Below are 17,844 nucleotides of genomic sequence, written 5' to 3'. Positions count from 1 at the left end.
GTGCTACTCAGCCCCATCGAGGGCACGCGAGCAGCAAGGTGGGCCGCGATGCCTCCGATGTTCCGTCGGCGCAACCAGTTGATGCCGACGTCGTTGCCCTGAGGTGCTCTTCGACCGGCCAGTACTTGCCAAACTGTTCAGCGAGTGCGGCAAGGGGCGCGGCGAGGTCGACACCCGGGAGCCTGAACGTTGTGCCGCAGCTACTGAGCCGCCGGCCCTGATCGTCAGCCCACAACTCCAGACCCCAGCCAGGCCAGCGAGTGGATCCGCCGCCGACAACCCAATCCAACCTCCCCAGCAGGTCAGCCCGGACCCTCTGCACGCCTGTCCTCGGTCGCGCCTGTCAAGTCCTCGCGGTGAGCCGTACCCAGCAGGTGGCCTTCCGGATCGGTGATGATCGCGTAGGTCAGGTGGTGGGCGCGCAGGTATGACTCGACGTTGGCCAAGGCCAAGTGAGGGCGCAGTGTCGAGGGACCGGACTCCATCAGTTCGTGGGCCGCGGTGCCGGGGTCGGCATCGAGGGCGGCGTTCCGGAGTCGGCCGAGCAGAGTGCGATCGCCGGCGACAACGAGGGCGAACCGGTACGGGGAGGCGTCGACGCGGGCGCGGACGGCAGCGAGCGTATCGGAAGGTCGGGCGGTGGGAGCGTCGTGGCGCAGCCGGCTACCGATGGTAGGTGCGCTGGCCGCGAGGCCCTCGATGGACAGGTTGTGCGCGAGCCAGTCCTCCTTGCCGGCTGCGTAGTCGTAGACGTCGGTGAACCCAAGGGCTTCGAGCCGGCACGCGGCTCGCGGGCTCATGTCTCAAAGGCCGTCCCAGCAGTAGACGACGATCGGACGGGTGCGGTTGAGGCCAGCGGTCGTGTCGGGGCTGAGGACCTCGAGGGGGATGTTGAGCGCACCGGGCAGATGCTGGCCGGAGTACTCGGCGGCGGGCAACACCTCGACGAGCTGGGCGCCCGCGTCGAGCAGCGCACGGAGCTGCGGCAGATCGATCCGGGCGACCATCAGTCGCCCGCCAAGGCGGACTGCCGGCGCCGCAGGGCGGCCAGGATCCACTCATCGGGCGGGGTGCCGCGAACGCCATCCTCGGTGGGGTAGAGCCGGCACTGCAGGCCGTAATCCGTGCGCTGCGCGGCGGTCGGGTCGACGTCCACGCCGTCGATTCGCAGCGTCGGCGATCCGAGGAAACGGTGTGCCTGGGCATCGACGTCGGTCTCCACCGCGCGCTCGTGGATCGGATCGCCCACCGCAGCGGTGTCGAGCAGCGCCCGCAGATGCGACACGAAGCCCTCATGGTTTGGGCAGCCGTCGAAGTACAACACCTCGATCACGCTCATCCGTCCTTCCTCGACGACAGGCCGAACGGCAGCAGGTCGGCGTGCGGGTAGACAGCCTAGCCATGCGGCAGCCGATGGTCCTGGTCGGCCGGCTGCATGTCCACCCCCTCCAGGATAGGTCTTCGAGGAGGCGGCGCTGGCGTTCATCTCGGCCGGGTGACAGGTCGGACGGCGTGGTTGCGTCCCACTACAGGGTGGTCACCCCGTCTGGCCGGCGATGACGGCGGAGTTGCTGCGCTGCCACCGCGCGTCGTGTCGCGGCTGCGCGTTCTGTGCCGCGTCCGCGCGCACGTCATGCGGGCGGTGTCGAGTGCTGGTGCCGGGCAGGGGTCGCCAGGAGGCCCTCGCGGGCGGCTAGGGCGACCACGGCGGCCGCGCGGTCGGCGTCCTCAGGGCCGATCGGGTCTCCGGTGATGAACAGGCGGGCGTAGTACGGGGCGCCCACCAGGCGGATCACCTCGGCGGCATCGGTGTCGGCGGGGACCTCGCCGCGTGCCACGGCGCGCCGCACGATCACAGCGGCGTTGTCAATGCGGGCGGCGAAGAAAGCGGTGAGGGCGGCGCGCGCGGTCGGGTCGTGCACGGCCTCGCGGACCACGATGTCGAAGATGGTCCGGCGCTGGGGGGTCTGCAGTAGTGCGATGCTGCTGCGGGCCAGTTCGCGCAGGTCGCCCTCGAGGGAGCCGGTGTCGGCGATGGGGATCTGGGCGCCGGCGGCCTGCGTGAACATGTCCACGACCAGCTGGCCGACGCTGCCCCATCGGCGGTACACGGTGGTCTTCGCCACCCCTGCGCGCTGGGCTATGCGATCGATCGTCGTTCCGCCGTAGCCCACGTCCAGCAGCTCGGCCTGCAGGGCGACCGCTATCGCCTCGCGCGTGCGGGCCGTGCGGCCTCCGGGTCGTAGCGAGCCGGCACCATCCGATGCCAATCGAAACTCCAGTTGCGTTAAAGGTTGCCGTCTGCCATCCTCAGCTTAACGCAACCATAGTTCACTTAGTGGAGCCCCTCATGTCGTACCTCCTGGGCACGATCCTCTTCGCGGCCCTCATCGGCGTCCTCGACGCCAAGCTGCCCTGGCCGAAGCCGCAAAAGGGAGGCGAGTGATGGTCACCGGGCATTTCGGGCTCGCCGCGGCGGTCAAGTCCGTCGAGCGGCCGGTACCACTCTGGGCGCTCATGCTCGCCACGGTCTGGCTCGACGTCATCTTCGTGCCGCTGTACCTGGCCGGGGTCGAGCGCATTGACAACGTGCCGGGCACGAACGGCGGGTATGGCGACGGGATCATCCACGCCGACTACACCCACTCGCTGCTCGGCGCGCTGGTCATCGCCGCCGCGACCGGACTGCTCTGCACCCGCTGGTGGGGCCGTCGCTGCGGGGCCGTCATCGGCGCGGTCGTCTTCTCGCACTGGCTGCTCGACCTGGTGGTACACCACACCGACATGCCGCTACTGCCCGGCAACCTGGGCGACCTGCCGCGGCTGGGACTCGGGCTGTGGCGGTACCACGCGGTGACCGCCGCCATCGAGGCGCTGCTCGTGCTGGTGGGGGCCGCGCTGTACTGGCGCGCCGCCCAGCAGGCCGGCGGGCCGGCCCGGCGGGTCAACCTGGTCACCGCCCTCATCGTGGGATGCGGCGCGCTGACCCTGGCCCTCGACATCGCGGGGATCTGAGTACCCGGCTCCCAGGCCGACCCCGGATAGCCCGTGGGCACGGACCTCGCGCACCAACGAGATCAGCTGCGCTGGTTCGGCGGCATGGTCGGCAACCACGTGGCCGACCTGGTCGCCCGCTACGGCGACTCCGGGGTGGTGCCAAAGGCGCTCACCGATTACATCAGCGGCCGCGACGGCTACGACTACGCACACCACGGCCGCGCCGGCAATCCGTCCACGGACTTCGTGCCCGATGAGATCGTCGACCGGTTCTGCCTTGTCGGCCCCGAGTCAGCCCATGTCGACCGGCTGCAGGAACTCACGGAGATCGGTGTCCACAACTTCGCCCTCTACCTCATGCATGACGACAAGGAGAAGACCCTCTCCTCGTACGGCAAGGGCGTGATCACGCACGTCTAGTCACAACGCGCGAACGTCGCCGCTCGATCACGTGCGGGTCGGTGTGCCCTGCGGGCAGCGACCCGACTTCCTCGGTCCGACCAGGTCGCTCGTCGTCCGACCAGGGCAGCTGGTGGTCTCGCCACGACTGTCGTCGCGCGCGGTTCCGGGCGTCCATCTGATCAGCGGGTGGGCTTTCGGGCCGTCCGCTGGTTGCCGAAGGATTCCATGGTGGTGGCTTTCCTCGCTGGCGCCCGGGGCGTCGTGGTGGTACGGGCTCGTGCGGGTGCGGCCTTCTTCGCCGGCGCCTTCTTCGCGGGCGCTCTCGTCGCGGGCGCTCTCGTCGCGGGCGCTTTCTTGGCGGCGGTCGCCTTGGCGGTCGGTCTGCGGGTCGGGGCCGCCGTTGCGGCGGTGGCCTTCTTCCGGGCCACACGCGCCGTCGTCGGGGTGGGCTTCTCACCCGCCGCCTTGGCCGCGCTCGCCCCCGTGGCCCGCTTCGTGGCGGTCGCGACCTTCTTCGCCGCCGCCTTCCGATTCATCGGAGCCTTCCGAGCACCGGTAGCCTTCCGAGCACCGGTAGCGGCCCCGGGCGTGCTCTGTCGAGCGCCGGCCATGCTCACTCCTCCTCGAGTTGTGCTGCCAAGGCCCGCACCCGACGGGACGGACCATCCTCAGCCGGGTCGGCCCGACCAGCCCACTCGACACCCGCATCTACTTCCCGCTCCTGGCGCCCACATTCACGCCGCCACCAGCCCCAGCAGGATGGATCACGAAGGTGACCACCCGGCCCAGCAACCACTGGAACGGCTACCTCAAGCCGAGGACCAGCGCGATCGTCTTCTTCCAGGTTGGCGTTGTACGCGGGTCAGGCGCCCCGCGAGGGCGCCTGACGGGCGGACCCCCGGCGCGACAGGGAGCTCGGTGCGTTGACGTCCGCGCTGTCACTCACGCTGATGCCCAGTCGCTCGACCAGTTCGCCCCCGAGCCAACTGGTCATCCCGACCAGGACAATGCCGGCGAAGCTGCAGATCAGGGCGAGGGCGTTCGGATCCCAGTTGTCCGCGGCCGCCCGCAGCAACCAGCTCCCCGCGAACAGCAGCACGACGACAACGTTGCCGATGCCGTGCACCGCTCCGACCCGCTTCGCGCGCGTGCCCCCAGGGATGGACAGCCAGTCGATCAAGCCGAAGACCGCGGCGACGAGGCCGCCGATGATGCCCGCACCGATGGTGTACGCCGCAGAGATCTGGAAGCCCACTCGATCCGTGATCAAGTAGAGGATGTCGAAGATCACTGATGTAGCGAACAGTCCCAGCGGAAATACGATCAGCATCGGGTGGATTCCGTGACCCATCGCCTTGGCGCGACTTTCCATTGCAGCCCTCCGCTCTCCCCCCAGGTGGCGCGGGTTTCCCCTTGACGTCGTCGCTACACCCCCCGCCCGGCTGCGAGGTACGAGCCGAGGGCGTGGACGGGTCGAGCGCGACTGGTTCGGCTACGTGCTGGGATGCGTTCTCGTCACGAGCGGCATGGCCGGGATCTGGCGGGCACCGAGGCCGCTCACGCCACCCGGGAGGGGGTCGCCCAGACGCTGACCAGCGGCCTCTACACGTTGCAGTTCGACATCTACCCGGTGCGGGTCGGCACGCCGAACTCCCTGCACGCCTACGTCTACACACCGCAGGGGCAGGCCCTGCCGGTCGCCGAGTGGACGGTCAGCCTGGCCATGCTGGCGGCCGGCGTCGAACCGGTCCCGGTGCCGGTCGACACGCCGGAACCGCACCACGCCAGCGCCGAGATCACGTTTCCGGTCCGGGGTAAGTGGACGCTGCGGTTCACCGCCCGGACCACCGACATCGATCAGGCCACCGTCACCGCCACCGTGCCCGTCGCATGAGCCACCGGCGGCGGACGGTATATCCGGCACCGGGACGCCCGAACCGTCGGCCGGCCCACCGCGCTGGTGTCCCCGGTCACCGGACCCGGCTCCCGGCCCGCCGAGCCGGCCGGGCAGCCCGGCTCGGGGCGTACAGGCGGCGCCGTACGGACAGGGGTGCGCCGCGCCCGCGTCGGATGCCGGAGGCGCCGGCCTGACCGGCGGCGGCGGATGTCGTACCGGTGGTCCATGATCCTCCTCGGCACGGCGCCGCCGGTGGGATCGGCGTCGGCATCACGATGGGCGACGCCGGTCTCCGGCGGGCGGGAGGTCGGAAGTGGCGGACGCGGACCGGGCCGCGTGGCGGCGACGAAGCGTGCTGCGGGTGGTGCCACCCGCTCGGCCCCGCAAACTGGCCAAGGTGCCCTTCGTCGAGCTGGCTGACGGGCGGCTGCAGGGCGTGGTGTCCAGCGGGTCGGACGTCGAACGGGTCTACGTCGCGTCGGTCACCGCGGGCACCCACGCCCACCACTGCAGCACCAACAACAACCGGCCCTGCGGAGGGCTGCGCGGCGCCCCCTGCAAGCACCTGCACGCGCTGGCCGACGAGGCCGTGCTCCAGTACGGCGTCGACCGGGTCGCCCGCTACCTGCGGGTCGACGTCGGCGAGGGAGTGGACACCGGCGCCGGGCTGCTGGCCCGGATGGACTCCCGGCACGAGCCGACCCCGGCGGCGGTGGTGTTCAGCCGCTTCCTGCGCCACCTGGCCTACCTGGAACTGCCGGCCAGCAGCACGCCAACGCCGGAGCTGCACTGGTTCCCGTCGACCGGGGCCGGCTGCTGATGCTAGGCACGCAGCTCGCGATCCTGCGCGACGGCTCGCCGGTGGGGCTGCCCGACGCGCTCGACGTCGTCGCCGGCTTCGACGACACCCTGACCCACGGCCTCGCCCGGGTCGGCGAACAGGACGCCGCCGCCCTGGCCGCGCTCGCCGGCGCGCTGGCCACGACGCCCTTCGGCGACCGGGTGGCGGAGGCGGTCGGCACGGTGACCACCGGATCGGTCGCACCGGAGGACCTCGCCGCACTCGCCGGGGCGCGCTCGGCGCTGCTCGGCGCGGCCCACGACGCCCTGCTCGGCCAGCTCGACACGGCCCTCGGGCGGGACCGTGCACCGTGGACCGCGTCGGCCGTCCCGCCGGCCGCCGCCGCGCCCGTCCTCGCCGGCGCACGGGCCTGGCTGCACGAGGTGGCCCTGACCGGTTGGCGCGGCGTCGACCACGAACTGCTCTCCGCCGCCGGGACGTCGGTGGAGGCCGCGCTGGCCGTGCCCGGGCTCCGCCGGCTCGCGGTCCTGCTCGACGGCCTCGCCGCCGAACTGCGGGCCAGCGTGCCGGTCGCCGCGATGCCGCAGGTGCCGGCCCGCCGCTGGGCCGACCTGTGGGCCCAGGGCGTACTGCTGGCCCAGGGCGCGCCCGTCGAGCCGGTGCCGCAGGACGTGGCGCGGGTCTCCGGTCGGCTGCTGCCGCTCGGCGTGGACGTCCACGAACACGACACGGCGGTGCAGGTCCAGCTGCACGCGATCCTCGAACCGGACGGCGGCGGGTCACCCCGGCTGGTACGCGCCACGGTGGGCGCCCCGAAGGTCGAGACCATCGTCGGGCCGGCGGTCTGGCGGCTGTTGCGGGCACATCCGGTCCTGCTGGCCGCGCTCGCCGAGCGGCGCGCGATGACGGTCACCGACCTGCCGTCGTACGGCGGCGACCTGCTGTGGCGCGACGACGCGGCCCGGCTCGGCGAGCCGGCCTGCCCGTTCGCCACGGCGCGGGTCCTGCTCTCCCTCGCGACCGCGACGGCCTTACCGCCGCTGGACCGGCACCCGGCCGGCATCGCCGAGCCCGTCCTGCTGGAGGGTTACCGCGTGCAGGACGACGACGGCTGCCTCGTCCTCGACCTCGGCGGCCACCGGCTTGCGGTGGCCACCGACCGGCTGCCGTCCAGCGGCCCGCTCAACACCGAGCTGGTCGCCGCCTCCTCGGCCTGCCTGGGCCTGGTCCGCTGGGACGACGGCCGGTGGCTGGTGCAGCCGCTGGCGGTGCGGGCGACCGGGAAGCGGCGGGTGGTCGAGGCGCACAACGGCGACTGGGCGGCCGGGGTCACCGACCCCAAGGTCGCCAAGAGCGAGGCCAGGGCGGGCGACGCGGTGGCCGTGCTCCGCGAGCGCGCGGGACGGTTGCTGCGCCGATGACCGACTCCGTCACCCCCGGCGGTCTCGCCGACGAGAACCGGCGTCAGGTGCTCTACTGGCGGCTGCTGGCCCGGCTCTTCAGCCCCGACGAGCAGCCCGCGCTGGAATCTGCCAGCATGGCCGTCGTCGACGACTTCGGCCTGCCCGCCGCGTTGCTGGACCCGGCGGTCTCCGTGGACACCGTGGTGCAACGCTTCCCGGCGCTGGCCGCCGAACTGCACGGGCTGCTGACGCCCGCCGACGGCGCCCCCACCGCGGACGCCAGGCCCGACCCCGCCGGGCGGCACCGGCCCGGCCCGGCCGAGGTACGCCGCGCCGCCCTCGTGTCGAAGCTGCTGCTCAACGTGTTCGGGACCGGCTCCGGGCCGGTCAGCGCCAGCCAGCTGTCCCGCTGGCAGTCCGACGCTGGCTGGTTCGAGCAGGCGCTCGCCGCCGAGCCGGGCGAGCTGCGCCGGCAGGGCACCGGGCTGGGCGGCACGCTCGCCGGCCTGGAGGGTGATCTTGTCCGCCGGATGCACCTGCGGGAGGTACTGGCCGACCCGGTGCTGGCCAGCCGTATCACGCCGAGCATGTCGCTGATCGAACAGTTGCTGCGGGACAAGGCCAACCTCTCCGGGATGGCGCTGGCCAACGCCCGGGCGCTGATCCGGCGCTTCGTCGACGAGGTCGCCGAGGTGCTGCGCACCCAGGTCGAGCAGACCAGCGTCGGCACGGTCGACCGGTCGGTGCCGCCGAAGCGGGTGTTCCGCAACCTCGACCTCGACCGCACCATCTGGCAGAACCTGACGAACTGGAGCCCGGAGGACGAGCGGCTCTACGTCGATCGGCTCTACTACCGGCAGACCGCCCGGCGGACCACCCCGTCCCGGCTGATCGTGGTGGTGGACCAGTCCGGCTCGATGGTCGACTCCATGGTGAACTGCACCATCCTCGCCTCGATCTTCGCCGGCCTGCCGAAGGTGGACGTGCACCTGATCGCGTACGACACGCGGGCACTGGACCTGACCCCGTGGGTGCACGACCCGTTCGAGGTGCTGCTGCGGACCAACCTCGGCGGCGGCAACGACGGGCCGGTCGCGATGGCGCTGGCCCGCCCGAAGATCGTCGAGCCGAGGAACACCGTGCTGGTGTGGATCTCGGACTTCTACGAGTTCGACCGCTCCCAGCCGCTCTTCGACGGCATCGAGGCCGTGCACCGCTCCGGGGTGCGGTTCATCCCGGTCGGCTCGGTCAGCAGCTCCGGCCAGCAGAGCGTGAACCCCTGGTTCCGGCAGCGCTTCAAGGACCTGGGCACCCCGGTGATCTCCGGTCACATCCGCAAACTCGTCTTCGAGCTCAAGAGCTTCCTCACCTAGGAGACCCATCCCTCATGTCCGAGATGCTGCGTGCCCCCGTCGAGGTCAAGTACGCCGACGAACTCGACTACCTGGAGTCGGTCGACAGCGGGCCGAAGCCGTTCTCATGGCGGCTCAGCCCGCGCATGGTCCGGCTGTTCGTCCTCGGTTCGGAGCGGGCCGACGGCCTGGCGCGGGAGATCCCGCAGAAGTGGTTCGGCGACCGCAGCTTCGTCGAGCGCAGCATCGTGACCCTGGCGTCGGACCGGGGCCTGCTGCTGATCGGTGACCCGGGCACCGGCAAGAGCTGGCTCGCCGAGCTGCTCGCCGCCGCGATCTGCCGCAACTCCACCCTGGTCGTGCAGGGCACCGCTGGCACCACCGAGGACCACATCAAGTACTCGTGGAACGTGTCCATGGTCATCGCCAAGGGGCAGTCCCGCGAGTCGATGATCCCGTCGCCGATCATGACGGCGATGGAGCAGGGCGTGATCGGCCGGTTCGAGGAACTGACCCGCTCCACCAGCGACGTGCAGGACGCGCTGATCTCGATCCTGTCGGAAAAGTACGTCTCCATCCCCGAGCTGGACCGGGACAACATCGTCTTCGCCAGGCCCGGCTTCTCGATCATCGCCACTGCGAACAGCCGGGACCGGGGCGTCAACGACCTGTCCTCGGCGCTGAAGCGGCGGTTCAACTTCGTCCGGATCCCGGTGGTGACCAACAAGCGCAGCGAAGCGGAGATCGTCCGCTTCCGTACCGAGGAGCTGCTGCGCCGGCACCGGATCGAGCTGGCCGTGCCGCCGACCCTGCTGGACATCCTGTTGCAGAGCTTCGCCGACCTCCGCGTCGCCGCCGTGTCGGCGACGAGCGACGACGACAAGCTGGAGTCGGCGCTGTCCACGGCCGAGCAGATCGGCGTGCTGGAGGACGCCATCCTGCACAGCCAGTTCTTCGGCGACCGGACGCTGCGGGCGGAGACGCTCGCCGGGTCGCTGATCGGATCGCTGGCCCGGCGCAGCCCGGAGGACCTGGCGATCCTCAACAAGTACCTGCACGGGGTCGTGGAACCGCGGGCCAAGCAGGACGGCGGCGGCTGGGAGGGCTTCCTCGACGGCGGCCGGCAGGCGATCGCGTCCCTGTCATGACCGCCCCCACCAGCGGTGGCCCGTTCGGCGCGCTGCGCGAGCAGCTCGCGGAGGCGGCCGCCGCCTTCGCCGGCTCCCCCGACGCCCTGGCCGGCATCCTGGCCGGGATGGTCGACGACGTCGACCGGGCCCTCGGTGAACGGCTGGAGATCTTCCCGGTCTGCCATCATTCGCCGGCCTCCGCCCTGGCCATGGTGCGCCGCCTGCGCGAGAAGCAGCCGCGGGTCATCTACCTGGAACTCTGCGAGGACCTCCAGCCCCTGCTCGGGGAGCTGCGCAACTGCCGCCTCCCGGTGGCTGTGCAGGCCTTCGCCTCGGAGCTGGACGGTTTCCCCGCCGAGTGGGGCCCGCTCAGCGTCGTCGCGCCGGTCACCGAGTCGTCGGCCGAGTACCAGGCCATCGCGTACGCGCTGGAGACCCCCGGTGTGGAGCTGGTGCTGGTGGACCGCTCCACCGACCACGTCTTCCAGTGGTCGCCGCGCGGGTCGACGCCACCGGGCGGCGGCGCAGCGGAGGTCCCCGCCGCGCCCGACGAGGACACGGCGCTGCACGGCGACGCGGTCGGTCTGGAGATCGGCGACCTGCGGCCCCAGTTCGCGGAGCTGGAGGCGCACCTGCTGCACCACGGCAAGGTGCGGCACTGGTCGGAATGGTGGGACCAGTACGTGGAACGGCCGCTCGCCGACGCCGACCACGACACCTACCGTCAGGTGATGGTGCTGATCGGCAGCCTGTTCCGGCGGCTGCGGCCGGCCAGGTCCGATCGGCTGGACCGGGACGAGGACCGCGAGCGCCACATGTGGACCCGGATACGGCAGCACCTGGCGGCCTCCGGCGTCGACCCCGCCGACTGCCTCCACGTCTGCGGCGCCTTCCACGCCGCCAGCAGGGTCGCGCAGTTCGGCCTCGCCTCGGACGCCCCGGACTTCGAGATCAGCCCGCGCACCGGCACCCGCTGGCGGTACGGGCTGATCCCGTCCAGCCACTCCGCCATCGAGACGCAGTTCGGGCTGGCGCCCGGTTCTGTCTCGATCGCCGCGGCGACCTGGACGAAGGCGGTGAGCCGCGCCGGTCTGGTCCCGTTCCGGCTCGACGGTCAACGGGGCGGGCGGACCCGGGGCCGACGGGGGCGCGGCGCGGCCCCGCCCGGCCCGGCCACGCCGATCGCCGCCGACCGGCTCACCGACTTCCTCGCCGGCCCGCCCCCGCTGGACGGCCTCGACGAGGCGGAGCTGCGCGGCTGGTGCGTCGACATCGTCCGGTTGGCCCGCCGCAACGGCTACCTGGCCAGCACCGCCGACGCGATCGCCGTCTTCGAGACCTCGATCCTGCTGGCCGGGCTGCGCAACCGGGCCCGGCCCACCCCGTACGACTTCGCCGACGCCGCCGTCACCTGCATCGAGAAGGACGTCGTGCCGGGTCGCCGGGACGTCCGCCGGCTGTGCGAGATCATGCTCGGCGGGGACCGGGTCGGTCAGGTCGGCTACGAGGCCCTGCCGCCGCTCGCCCGCGACGTCCTCGACCGCCTCCGCCCGCTCGGCCTGGATCCGGAGAAGCGGACCATCCAGCGCGCCCTGCTGGACCTGCACGCGACTCCCGAGCTGGCCGGATGCTCGGACCTGCTCTGGATGCTGCGACAGCTGCTGCCCCCGGATGCGGTTCGCCCGATCATGGGCGAGCGCCGGCTCGGGCACCGCTCGATCCAGGAGAGCTGGGACCTGGCCCTCGGCCGCAACCAGCGCGCCCTCGTCGAGCTGGGCTACGAGGGGGTGACCGTCGAACAGGTGCTGGAGCAGCGCCTGCGACGGACGGCCTGGGCCCCCGACGCGACGGCCGCCGTCGCGCTCGCGGCCGTCGAGGACGCGATCTGCCTGCTCGACAGCCCTCGCCTGGTCCAGGAGCTGGGGGCGCGGGCGGTGGAGCTGCTCGCCGCCGAACGCACCGTCGACGACGCGCCGGAGGTGCTGCGTCGGATCCGCCGGCTGCTGGCCCATCACCGCGGTACCGCGCCGAGGCTGCCGGCCTGGTGCGAGGCGTTCGTGACCGCCGGGTACGCGCACTACTGCACGCTGCTGCCGACCGCGGTCGTGGACGAGGAGACCGGGCTGCGGCAGGTCGGGGCGATGCTGGGCTTCCTGTTCAGCATGGAGAGCCTGGCCCTCGCCCTGGGCTGCGACCGGTCCCAGCTGGAACTCGCCGTCGCGCAGTCCCACCCGGAGGAACCGGGAAAGGTCGCCCTGCTCTGGGCGGCCCGGCACCAGCTCGGCCTGCTGCCGCTGGCCGAGCTGCGCGCCCGCTGCGCCGAGCTGCTGGCGAACCCGCTGGTGGTGCCGGCCTTCCCGCAGTACCTGTCCGGCTTCGTGCACGCGTTGGAGCCGGCGCCCGGGCTGGCGCCGTTCGTGGTGGAGACGATGTCGACCGCGTTCGCCCGGCTGCCCGACCCGGTCCTGCTGCCGTGGCTGCCGACCCTGATCACCACCCTGCGCGACCAGGGGCCGGAACTGGTGCCGCTGCTGGTGCGTGAGGCGGGGCGCACCTTCCCGGGGACGTTGCCCGTGCTGGACGCCTGGGTGCCGTCCTGGGCGGCGGCCGCGCCCGCACCGCCCCCGGCCGGCCGGGCCGCCCCGTCGGGTCGGGTCGGCACCCTGCTCGCCGGTCATCCGGAGGCCGTGGATGCGGTCGCCGCGCTGCTCGGGTGCGACGGCGGGTGGCGGCCGGACGGGGCCCCCGCCACCGGCGGGGACCTGGCCGCCCTGTTGGCCGAGCACCCGGCCACCGCCGATTCCGTCGCTGTGCTGCTGGCGACACCGCCGGCGTAGCAGCGGTGGTCGACCACCGGCCGGGGGTCAAGGCATGACGAGCCCGCCGTCGACGGGCACGGTCACTCCGGTCACGTACGACGAGGCGTCGCTGGCCAGCCAGATCAGCGTGGCGGCGAGCTCCTCGTGCTCGCCGAGCCGCCCGGCCGGGGCCAGCGCCTTGACCATCTCGAAGGTGCCCGGCTCCAGCTGGTCGCTCATCTCCGAGGGGAAGAACCCGGGGGCGATGCAGTTGACCCGGATGCCCTTGCGGCCGGTCCACTGCGCCGCAAGGTCGCGGGTCAGGCCGATCACGGCGGCCTTGCTAGAGGCGTACGCGGCCTGCGGGATGCCGCCGGGGCGCAGGCCGATGACGCTGGAGATGTTGACGATGGCGCCGCCGCCCGTCGCCGCCCGGGCGAACGCCTGTGCCATCCAGTAGCTGCCCATCAGGTTGACGTCGACGACGGAGCGGAACTGCTCCGGCGTCTCCCGGGTGGCGGGCACGGCGGTGCCCACCCCGGCGTTGTTGACCAGCACGTCCACCCGCCCGAAGTGCTCGATCGCGGTGGCGACCAGCGCCTCGCAGTCCTCGGGCCGGCTGACGTCGGTGGCGCGGGCCGCGTACCGGCGGCCGGCCGCCTCGACCAGCGCGCCCGTGGCCGGCAGGCGCTCGACGCGGCGGGCGCCGAGCACGACGTCGGCGCCGGCCTCGGCGAGCGCGCGGGCGAACGACACCCCCAGGCCGGAGGAGGCGCCGGTCACGACGGCAACCTTCCCGTCGAGGCGGAACCGATCCATCACGCTCACTTTGGGACTCCTCACGTTCGCGGTGCTCTGGACGCCATACCGACCAGCCGGTATGTTCGGCGTCCGGCGACGGTAGCGAGCCGCCGACAGTCGCGTCAATGGGAGGCAGCCATGGACTTCGAACCGACCGCACGGGCCACCGAGTACGTGCAGCGGCTGCAGGAGTTCATGGACGAACACGTCCACCCGGCCGAACCGGTCTACGCCGCCCAGCGCGCCGAACTCGCCGCGGCCGGCAGGCGCCACCACCTGCCCGCCGTCGTCGAGGATCTCAAGGCCGAGGCCCGCCGCCGGGGGCTGTGGAACCTCTTCCTGCCCGCCGTCTCCAATCTGACCAACGTGGAGTACGCCCCCCTCGCGGAGCTGATGGGCCGCTCCATCGAACTCGCGCCGGAGGCCACCAACTGCGCCGCCCCGGACACTGGCAACATGGAGATCCTGCACATGTTCGGCACCGCCGAACAGCGGGAACGCTGGCTGCGCCCGCTGCTCGACGGCGAGATCCGGTCGGCCTTCGCGATGACCGAACCGGACGTGGCCTCCAGCGACGCCACCAACATCTGCACCCGCATCGAGCGCGACGGCGACTCCTACGTCATCAACGGCCGCAAGTGGTGGACCACCGGCATCGCCGACCCGCGCTGCGCCGTCACGATCGTGATGGGCAAGACGGACCCGTCGGCCGACACCCACCGGCAGCAGTCGATGATCCTGGTGCCGGTGGACACCCCCGGCGTCGAGGTGGTCCGATCGCTGCCCGTCTTCGGCTACCACGACCAGCACGGCCACGGCGAGGTGGTCTTCTCCGACGTCCGGGTGCCGGCGTCGCACCTGCTCGGCGAGGAGGGCGGCGGGTTCGCCCTCGCCCAGGCCCGGCTCGGCCCCGGCCGCATCCACCACTGCATGCGCGCCATCGGGCTGGCCGAGCGGGCGCTGAGCCTGCTGGTGCGCCGCGCCACCACCCGGGTCGCCTTCGGTCAGGAACTGGCCCGGCAGGGCGTGGTGCAGCAGCAGATCGCCGAGTCGCGGATGGCGATCGAGCAGGCGCGGCTGCTCACCCTCAAGGCGGCCTGGATGATCGACCGGTACGGCGCCAAGGCCGCCCGCACCGAGATCGCCGCGATCAAGGTGGTGGCGCCCCGCGTCGCGCTGGAGGTGCTCGACCGGGCCATCCAGGTCCACGGCGGGGCCGGTGTCTCCGACGACTTCCCGCTCGCGTCGATGTACGCCGGCGCCCGTACCCTGCGCATCGCCGACGGCCCCGACGAGGTGCACGTACGCGACGTGGCCCGCCGAGAGATCCGCCGCCAGCTGGAGTCGCGGTGACCGTGGCGGCCGAGCCGGCCGTCGCAGCCGAACGGCGGCGGGCACCGCGCGGCTCGGCGCGGCAGAGCATCGTCGCGGCCGCCACTGAGCTGTTCGCCCGGCGCGGCTACGAGGCGACGAGCGTCCAGGAGATCGTGGCGGCGGCGGAGGTCACCAAGGGGGCGCTGTACCACTGGTTCGGGTCGAAGTCCGAGCTGCTGACCAGCATCTACCGGGAACTGCTCGCGGAGCAGACCCAGCGGCTGCGGGAGATCGCCGCCGGCGGCGGGCCGGTGCAGGAGCGGCTGCGCGCCGCCGCCCTCGACGTCGTCGAACACACCGCCGCGCACCTCGCCGAGCTGACCGTCTGGGCCCGCTCGGCGCACCTGCTCGACGACGAGCAGGCCGAGGCCACCCGCCGCGAGCGCCGGCGCTACCACGACCTGTTCCGTGACCTCGTCCGCGAGGGGCAGCAGGCCGGGGTGGTCCGCGGCGACGTCTCCGCCACGGTGGTCACCCACACGTTCCTCAGCGCACTGGGCAACATTCACACCTGGTTCCGCCCGGACGGCCCGCTGACCTTCACCGAAGTCGGTCACCAGCTCGTCGCGCTGTTCGTCGGCGGCCTGCACACCCCCGTGGAGTCCGGGCCGGTCCGGGACCGGGCGCCGAGCTGAGGCTGGCCGGTCAGATGTTCGCCGAGTCGGCCGGCACGTCGGCCGGCAGCGACGGCGCTCCCGCCGGCTGGTCGCCGCCCCGGCAGGACAACCCCACGGTGTACGCGGTCATCGACAGCGACCCGTACGCGTACCCGTCCACCAGCACCTCCGGCCGGGACCCGGTCGCACCGGCGATACCGGCCAGATAGAGCAGCGGGATGAAGTGGTCCGGCGTCGGCACGGCCGACCCGAAGTCGCGGTGGGCGTCCAGCCGGGCCGCCTCGGTGGGCTCGTCCCGCATCACCTCGCGGGCCGCGTCGTTGAAGCGCCGCGCCCAGTCGAAACCCTGGTCGACCAGCCGCGGGTCCACCCCACCGAGGTTGTGCACCACGTTGCCGCTGGCCACGATGAGCACCCCGCGCTCGCGCAGCGGCGCAAGCTGGGCGCCGAGCCCCAGGTGGTAGTCCAGCCCCTTGAACGCGTTGATGCTCAGCTGCACCACCGGGATGTCGGCCTCGGGGAAGGCGTGGGTCAGCACCGACCACGTGCCGTGGTCGATGCCCCAGGAGTCCAGGTCGGCGCCCACCCAGGTGGGGTGGACGAGGTCACTGATCTCCTCGGCCAGCTCCGGCAGGCCGGGCGCCGGGTACTCCATGTCGAACAGTCGCGGGGGGAAGCCGTAGAAGTCGTGGATCGTGCGCGGCCGGGGCATCGCGGTGACGGCGGTCGCGCCGATGTACCAGTGCGCCGAGACCACCAGGATCGCCCGGGGCCGCGGTACCGCCCGGCCGAACGCACGCCAGGCCGACGTGTATCGGTTGACCTCCAGGGCGTTCATCGGGTTGCCGTGCCCGAAGAAGGCCGCGGGCATCGTGTCGGGGCTGGTCTGACCGCTCATGCCGTCCCTCCTCCGCCGTGGTCCGAGGGTAGTCCGCCGCAGCCGGCGTCGTCGGGTGTACCGCACATCAGGGCAGCGCGGCCCCGGGACCACACCCCGTCAGGCGACGAGGTAGGCCGGGGGCACCGCGTCGGTCAGCCACACGCCGTTGGCGCTGCGGTAGAAGGCGTGCCCTTCGCGGGCCATCGCCGCCGCGTCGACGGTGAGCACCACCACCGCGCCGCCCCGGCGGGCGCCGACCCGGCGGGCCGTCGCCACGTCCGGCGAGAGGTGTACGTGGTGCCGCCCGCCCCGGTGCAACCCGGTGGCCCGGATCGAGTCGAGCGCGGCGGCGCCGGTGCCGTGGTAGAGGCGCTCCGGGGGCGCGGTGGGCTCCAGTTGGAGGTCGACCGGGATGGAGTGCCCCTGGCTGGCCCGGATCCGCTCGACGCCGTCGGCGCCCCGCTCGACGGCGAAGCGCTGCTTGTCGTTGCCGGCCACGACCGCGTCGAGGTCGGCGCGACCGATCCGCAGCGCGGTCAGCAGGTCGGCCACGGTGACCCAACCGGCGCCGTCCGGGGTGAGACCGAACGCGCCGGGCCGGTGCCGCAGCGCCAGTGACATCCGCTTGCTGAGCCGCACCAGCGCCCGATGATCCATTCCGGCATTGTCGAGCACGGGTGCGGGTGACGGCGACGGGTTATCACCCCGGCCGGGAGAACCGGGTCGCCGCCGCACCGTCGAGCCGTCCGAGCGGGAGCCGGCGTCCACAGAGCACCAGAAGCAGATCCTGGGCGAGGCCCCGCAGCGGTGCTCCCTGGCCATGGCTCCAGCCCAGGTCGTGGACGGTGGTACCGGCGTACACCCGGCCGTCGGCGAGCAGGGCCGCGCCGGTCTCCCCACCCTGACACCGGCCGGCGGAGCGCGCGCCGGCCAATTCCGCCGCGGTGGCCCGTGCGGCCGGCCTGGCCGGTAGGGGGGCGGACGTGAGGGCCGTCATAACGACTGGACGACCGGCCGGGCCGTGCTGCTAGCCTTCTCGGCAGGTCATGAGCGCCAGCGTCAAGCCCCGGCTCGCTGGCCGGCAACCCTCCTCCACGGTGGGGTGCTCCGGGTGAGGACCAGGCACCGGTGTGGCACCGGTGCAAGCGTGGCCTGGTTCCCAGGTCAGCACCGACCCAGGAGAACCATGTCTGCACACTTTTTCGCCCCGCCCGTCGGCGCAGCCGCGCCCGCGGCCCCGCCGGACGTACCGGCGGCCGGCGTCGCGCTGGTCAAGCGGCGACACGTCGACCTGATGCGGGTCTGCAGCGACAGCTGTCGCCGCCCGACCGCGTAGTCGACGACCCCTCTTCCTCGTACCACCCCAGCGGTGTGCCGGTCCGGCGCACCGT

At 72.6% G+C, this 17,844-nt stretch carries 21 protein-coding genes and 1 riboswitch; of the genes, 11 read left to right on the top strand and 10 right to left on the bottom strand.

The window, feature by feature from the left end; genetic code table 11:
* Positions 1-302: 302 nt before the first annotated feature.
* The 4 genes from ABZ807_RS13755 to ABZ807_RS13740 all read right to left on the bottom strand — a co-directional run bounded on the left by ABZ807_RS13755 (position 303) and on the right by ABZ807_RS13740 (position 2,270).
* Positions 303-800: a hypothetical protein gene (locus ABZ807_RS13755; protein ID WP_357156443.1), complete on the bottom strand. Its 498-nt coding sequence runs from the start codon at positions 798-800 to the stop codon at positions 303-305.
* A gap of 3 nt (positions 801-803) precedes the next feature.
* Positions 804-1,007, bottom strand: a complete 204-nt coding sequence (locus tag ABZ807_RS13750) for a rhodanese-like domain-containing protein (protein ID WP_357156441.1) — start codon at positions 1,005-1,007, stop codon at positions 804-806.
* Entirely contained in the window at positions 1,007-1,339 is a 333-nt protein-coding gene (locus ABZ807_RS13745) for a hypothetical protein (protein WP_357156439.1), read from the bottom strand. The genes ABZ807_RS13750 and ABZ807_RS13745 overlap by 1 nt, the downstream gene beginning before the upstream one ends.
* A gap of 292 nt (positions 1,340-1,631) precedes the next feature.
* The gene (locus tag ABZ807_RS13740; protein WP_357156437.1) at positions 1,632-2,270 is read right to left on the bottom strand and encodes a TetR/AcrR family transcriptional regulator; all 639 of its coding nucleotides are present in this window, start codon (positions 2,268-2,270) and stop codon (positions 1,632-1,634) included.
* A 175-nt stretch (positions 2,271-2,445) separates the two neighbouring features.
* On the opposite strand from ABZ807_RS13740, the gene ABZ807_RS13735 reads away from it, so the two are divergent.
* Together ABZ807_RS13735 and ABZ807_RS13730 are read left to right on the top strand one after the other, a co-directional pair.
* On the top strand, positions 2,446-3,015 hold the full coding sequence (locus ABZ807_RS13735; protein WP_357156435.1) for a permease: 570 nt from the start codon (positions 2,446-2,448) through the stop codon (positions 3,013-3,015).
* Between the two features lie 33 nt (positions 3,016-3,048).
* A complete protein-coding gene (locus ABZ807_RS13730; RefSeq protein WP_357156433.1) occupies positions 3,049-3,417 on the top strand; it encodes an LLM class flavin-dependent oxidoreductase in 369 nt (122 codons plus the stop codon).
* A 161-nt stretch (positions 3,418-3,578) separates the two neighbouring features.
* Here the strand turns inward: ABZ807_RS13730 and ABZ807_RS13725 are convergent, their stop codons facing one another.
* Both ABZ807_RS13725 and ABZ807_RS13720 read right to left on the bottom strand, forming a co-directional pair.
* Positions 3,579-3,935: a hypothetical protein gene (locus ABZ807_RS13725; RefSeq protein WP_357156431.1), complete on the bottom strand. Its 357-nt coding sequence runs from the start codon at positions 3,933-3,935 to the stop codon at positions 3,579-3,581.
* Between the two features lie 326 nt (positions 3,936-4,261).
* The gene (locus ABZ807_RS13720; protein WP_357156429.1) at positions 4,262-4,771 is read right to left on the bottom strand and encodes a DUF2231 domain-containing protein; all 510 of its coding nucleotides are present in this window, start codon (positions 4,769-4,771) and stop codon (positions 4,262-4,264) included.
* 132 nt (positions 4,772-4,903) lie between these two features.
* Here ABZ807_RS13720 and ABZ807_RS13715 point away from each other — a divergent pair, with 132 nt between their 5' ends.
* From ABZ807_RS13715 to ABZ807_RS13690, 6 genes are all read left to right on the top strand, one after another.
* Positions 4,904-5,293, top strand: coding sequence for a hypothetical protein (locus tag ABZ807_RS13715; protein WP_357156427.1), 390 nt, complete (start codon positions 4,904-4,906; stop codon positions 5,291-5,293).
* A 355-nt stretch (positions 5,294-5,648) separates the two neighbouring features.
* Positions 5,649-6,116 carry a hypothetical protein gene (locus ABZ807_RS13710; RefSeq protein ID WP_357156517.1) on the top strand — a complete coding sequence of 156 codons (468 nt, stop codon included), beginning with the start codon at positions 5,649-5,651 and terminating at the stop codon, positions 6,114-6,116.
* On the top strand, positions 6,116-7,519 hold the full coding sequence (locus ABZ807_RS13705) for a hypothetical protein (RefSeq protein WP_357156425.1): 1,404 nt from the start codon (positions 6,116-6,118) through the stop codon (positions 7,517-7,519). The genes ABZ807_RS13710 and ABZ807_RS13705 overlap by 1 nt, the downstream gene beginning before the upstream one ends.
* The gene (locus tag ABZ807_RS13700; RefSeq protein WP_357156423.1) at positions 7,516-8,874 is read left to right on the top strand and encodes a VWA domain-containing protein; all 1,359 of its coding nucleotides are present in this window, start codon (positions 7,516-7,518) and stop codon (positions 8,872-8,874) included. The genes ABZ807_RS13705 and ABZ807_RS13700 overlap by 4 nt, the downstream gene beginning before the upstream one ends.
* A 14-nt stretch (positions 8,875-8,888) precedes the next feature.
* Entirely contained in the window at positions 8,889-10,001 is a 1,113-nt protein-coding gene (locus tag ABZ807_RS13695; protein ID WP_357156421.1) for an AAA family ATPase, read from the top strand.
* Positions 9,998-12,820: a hypothetical protein gene (locus ABZ807_RS13690; protein ID WP_357156419.1), complete on the top strand. Its 2,823-nt coding sequence runs from the start codon at positions 9,998-10,000 to the stop codon at positions 12,818-12,820. Before ABZ807_RS13695 ends, ABZ807_RS13690 begins: the two co-directional genes overlap by 4 nt.
* A gap of 27 nt (positions 12,821-12,847) precedes the next feature.
* Here the strand turns inward: ABZ807_RS13690 and ABZ807_RS13685 are convergent, their stop codons facing one another.
* On the bottom strand, positions 12,848-13,600 hold the full coding sequence (locus ABZ807_RS13685; protein ID WP_357156515.1) for a glucose 1-dehydrogenase: 753 nt from the start codon (positions 13,598-13,600) through the stop codon (positions 12,848-12,850).
* Between the two features lie 120 nt (positions 13,601-13,720).
* Between ABZ807_RS13685 and ABZ807_RS13680 the strand changes: the two genes are divergently transcribed.
* Complete coding sequence (locus tag ABZ807_RS13680; RefSeq protein ID WP_357156417.1) at positions 13,721-14,935, top strand: acyl-CoA dehydrogenase family protein; 1,215 nt, start codon at positions 13,721-13,723, stop codon at positions 14,933-14,935.
* On the top strand, positions 14,932-15,591 hold the full coding sequence (locus tag ABZ807_RS13675) for a TetR/AcrR family transcriptional regulator (protein ID WP_357156415.1): 660 nt from the start codon (positions 14,932-14,934) through the stop codon (positions 15,589-15,591). The genes ABZ807_RS13680 and ABZ807_RS13675 overlap by 4 nt, the downstream gene beginning before the upstream one ends.
* 10 nt (positions 15,592-15,601) lie before the next feature.
* Here ABZ807_RS13675 and ygiD read toward each other — a convergent pair whose 3' ends face one another.
* The 3 genes from ygiD to ABZ807_RS13660 all read right to left on the bottom strand — a co-directional run bounded on the left by ygiD (position 15,602) and on the right by ABZ807_RS13660 (position 17,387).
* On the bottom strand, positions 15,602-16,471 hold the full coding sequence (ygiD, locus tag ABZ807_RS13670; RefSeq protein WP_357156414.1) for a 4,5-DOPA dioxygenase extradiol: 870 nt from the start codon (positions 16,469-16,471) through the stop codon (positions 15,602-15,604).
* A gap of 99 nt (positions 16,472-16,570) precedes the next feature.
* On the bottom strand, positions 16,571-17,110 hold the full coding sequence (locus tag ABZ807_RS13665; protein ID WP_357156412.1) for an RNA 2'-phosphotransferase: 540 nt from the start codon (positions 17,108-17,110) through the stop codon (positions 16,571-16,573).
* Between the two features lie 43 nt (positions 17,111-17,153).
* Positions 17,154-17,387 (bottom strand): hypothetical protein, encoded by a 234-nt coding sequence (locus ABZ807_RS13660; RefSeq protein ID WP_357156410.1) that lies wholly within the window; start codon positions 17,385-17,387, stop codon positions 17,154-17,156.
* 108 nt (positions 17,388-17,495) lie between these two features.
* A riboswitch (SAM riboswitch) is annotated at positions 17,496-17,607 on the top strand.
* Between the two features lie 32 nt (positions 17,608-17,639).
* On the opposite strand from ABZ807_RS13660, the gene ABZ807_RS13655 reads away from it, so the two are divergent.
* On the top strand, positions 17,640-17,789 hold the full coding sequence (locus tag ABZ807_RS13655; protein WP_357156408.1) for a hypothetical protein: 150 nt from the start codon (positions 17,640-17,642) through the stop codon (positions 17,787-17,789).
* Positions 17,790-17,844 lie beyond the last annotated feature (55 nt).

Origin of the sequence: Micromonospora sp. NPDC047548 (assembly GCF_040642975.1) — a bacterium.
GTDB lineage: Bacteria > Actinomycetota > Actinomycetes > Mycobacteriales > Micromonosporaceae > Micromonospora.
The sequence above is the reverse complement of the archived record's forward strand: the minus strand, read 5'-3'. Positions and strand labels throughout refer to the sequence as shown.

Excerpts from the sequence above, each read along its gene's own strand:
- ABZ807_RS13690 (WP_357156419.1), top strand. The coding sequence starts at position 9,998 with ATGACCGCCCCCACCAGCGGTGGCCCGTTCGGCGCGCTGCGCGAGCAG.
- ABZ807_RS13715 (WP_357156427.1), top strand. The coding sequence starts at position 4,904 with ATGCGTTCTCGTCACGAGCGGCATGGCCGGGATCTGGCGGGCACCGAG.
- ABZ807_RS13720 (WP_357156429.1), bottom strand. The coding sequence starts at position 4,771 with ATGGAAAGTCGCGCCAAGGCGATGGGTCACGGAATCCACCCGATGCTG.
- ABZ807_RS13655 (WP_357156408.1), top strand. The coding sequence starts at position 17,640 with ATGTCTGCACACTTTTTCGCCCCGCCCGTCGGCGCAGCCGCGCCCGCG.
- ABZ807_RS13695 (WP_357156421.1), top strand. The coding sequence starts at position 8,889 with ATGTCCGAGATGCTGCGTGCCCCCGTCGAGGTCAAGTACGCCGACGAA.
- ABZ807_RS13735 (WP_357156435.1), top strand. The coding sequence starts at position 2,446 with ATGGTCACCGGGCATTTCGGGCTCGCCGCGGCGGTCAAGTCCGTCGAG.
- ABZ807_RS13750 (WP_357156441.1), bottom strand. The coding sequence starts at position 1,007 with ATGGTCGCCCGGATCGATCTGCCGCAGCTCCGTGCGCTGCTCGACGCG.
- ABZ807_RS13755 (WP_357156443.1), bottom strand. The coding sequence starts at position 800 with ATGAGCCCGCGAGCCGCGTGCCGGCTCGAAGCCCTTGGGTTCACCGAC.
- ABZ807_RS13725 (WP_357156431.1), bottom strand. The coding sequence starts at position 3,935 with ATGAATCGGAAGGCGGCGGCGAAGAAGGTCGCGACCGCCACGAAGCGG.
- ABZ807_RS13685 (WP_357156515.1), bottom strand. The coding sequence starts at position 13,600 with ATGGATCGGTTCCGCCTCGACGGGAAGGTTGCCGTCGTGACCGGCGCC.
- ABZ807_RS13745 (WP_357156439.1), bottom strand. The coding sequence starts at position 1,339 with ATGAGCGTGATCGAGGTGTTGTACTTCGACGGCTGCCCAAACCATGAG.
- ygiD (WP_357156414.1), bottom strand. The coding sequence starts at position 16,471 with ATGAGCGGTCAGACCAGCCCCGACACGATGCCCGCGGCCTTCTTCGGG.
- ABZ807_RS13665 (WP_357156412.1), bottom strand. The coding sequence starts at position 17,110 with ATGGATCATCGGGCGCTGGTGCGGCTCAGCAAGCGGATGTCACTGGCG.
- ABZ807_RS13700 (WP_357156423.1), top strand. The coding sequence starts at position 7,516 with ATGACCGACTCCGTCACCCCCGGCGGTCTCGCCGACGAGAACCGGCGT.
- ABZ807_RS13680 (WP_357156417.1), top strand. The coding sequence starts at position 13,721 with ATGGACTTCGAACCGACCGCACGGGCCACCGAGTACGTGCAGCGGCTG.
- ABZ807_RS13705 (WP_357156425.1), top strand. The coding sequence starts at position 6,116 with ATGCTAGGCACGCAGCTCGCGATCCTGCGCGACGGCTCGCCGGTGGGG.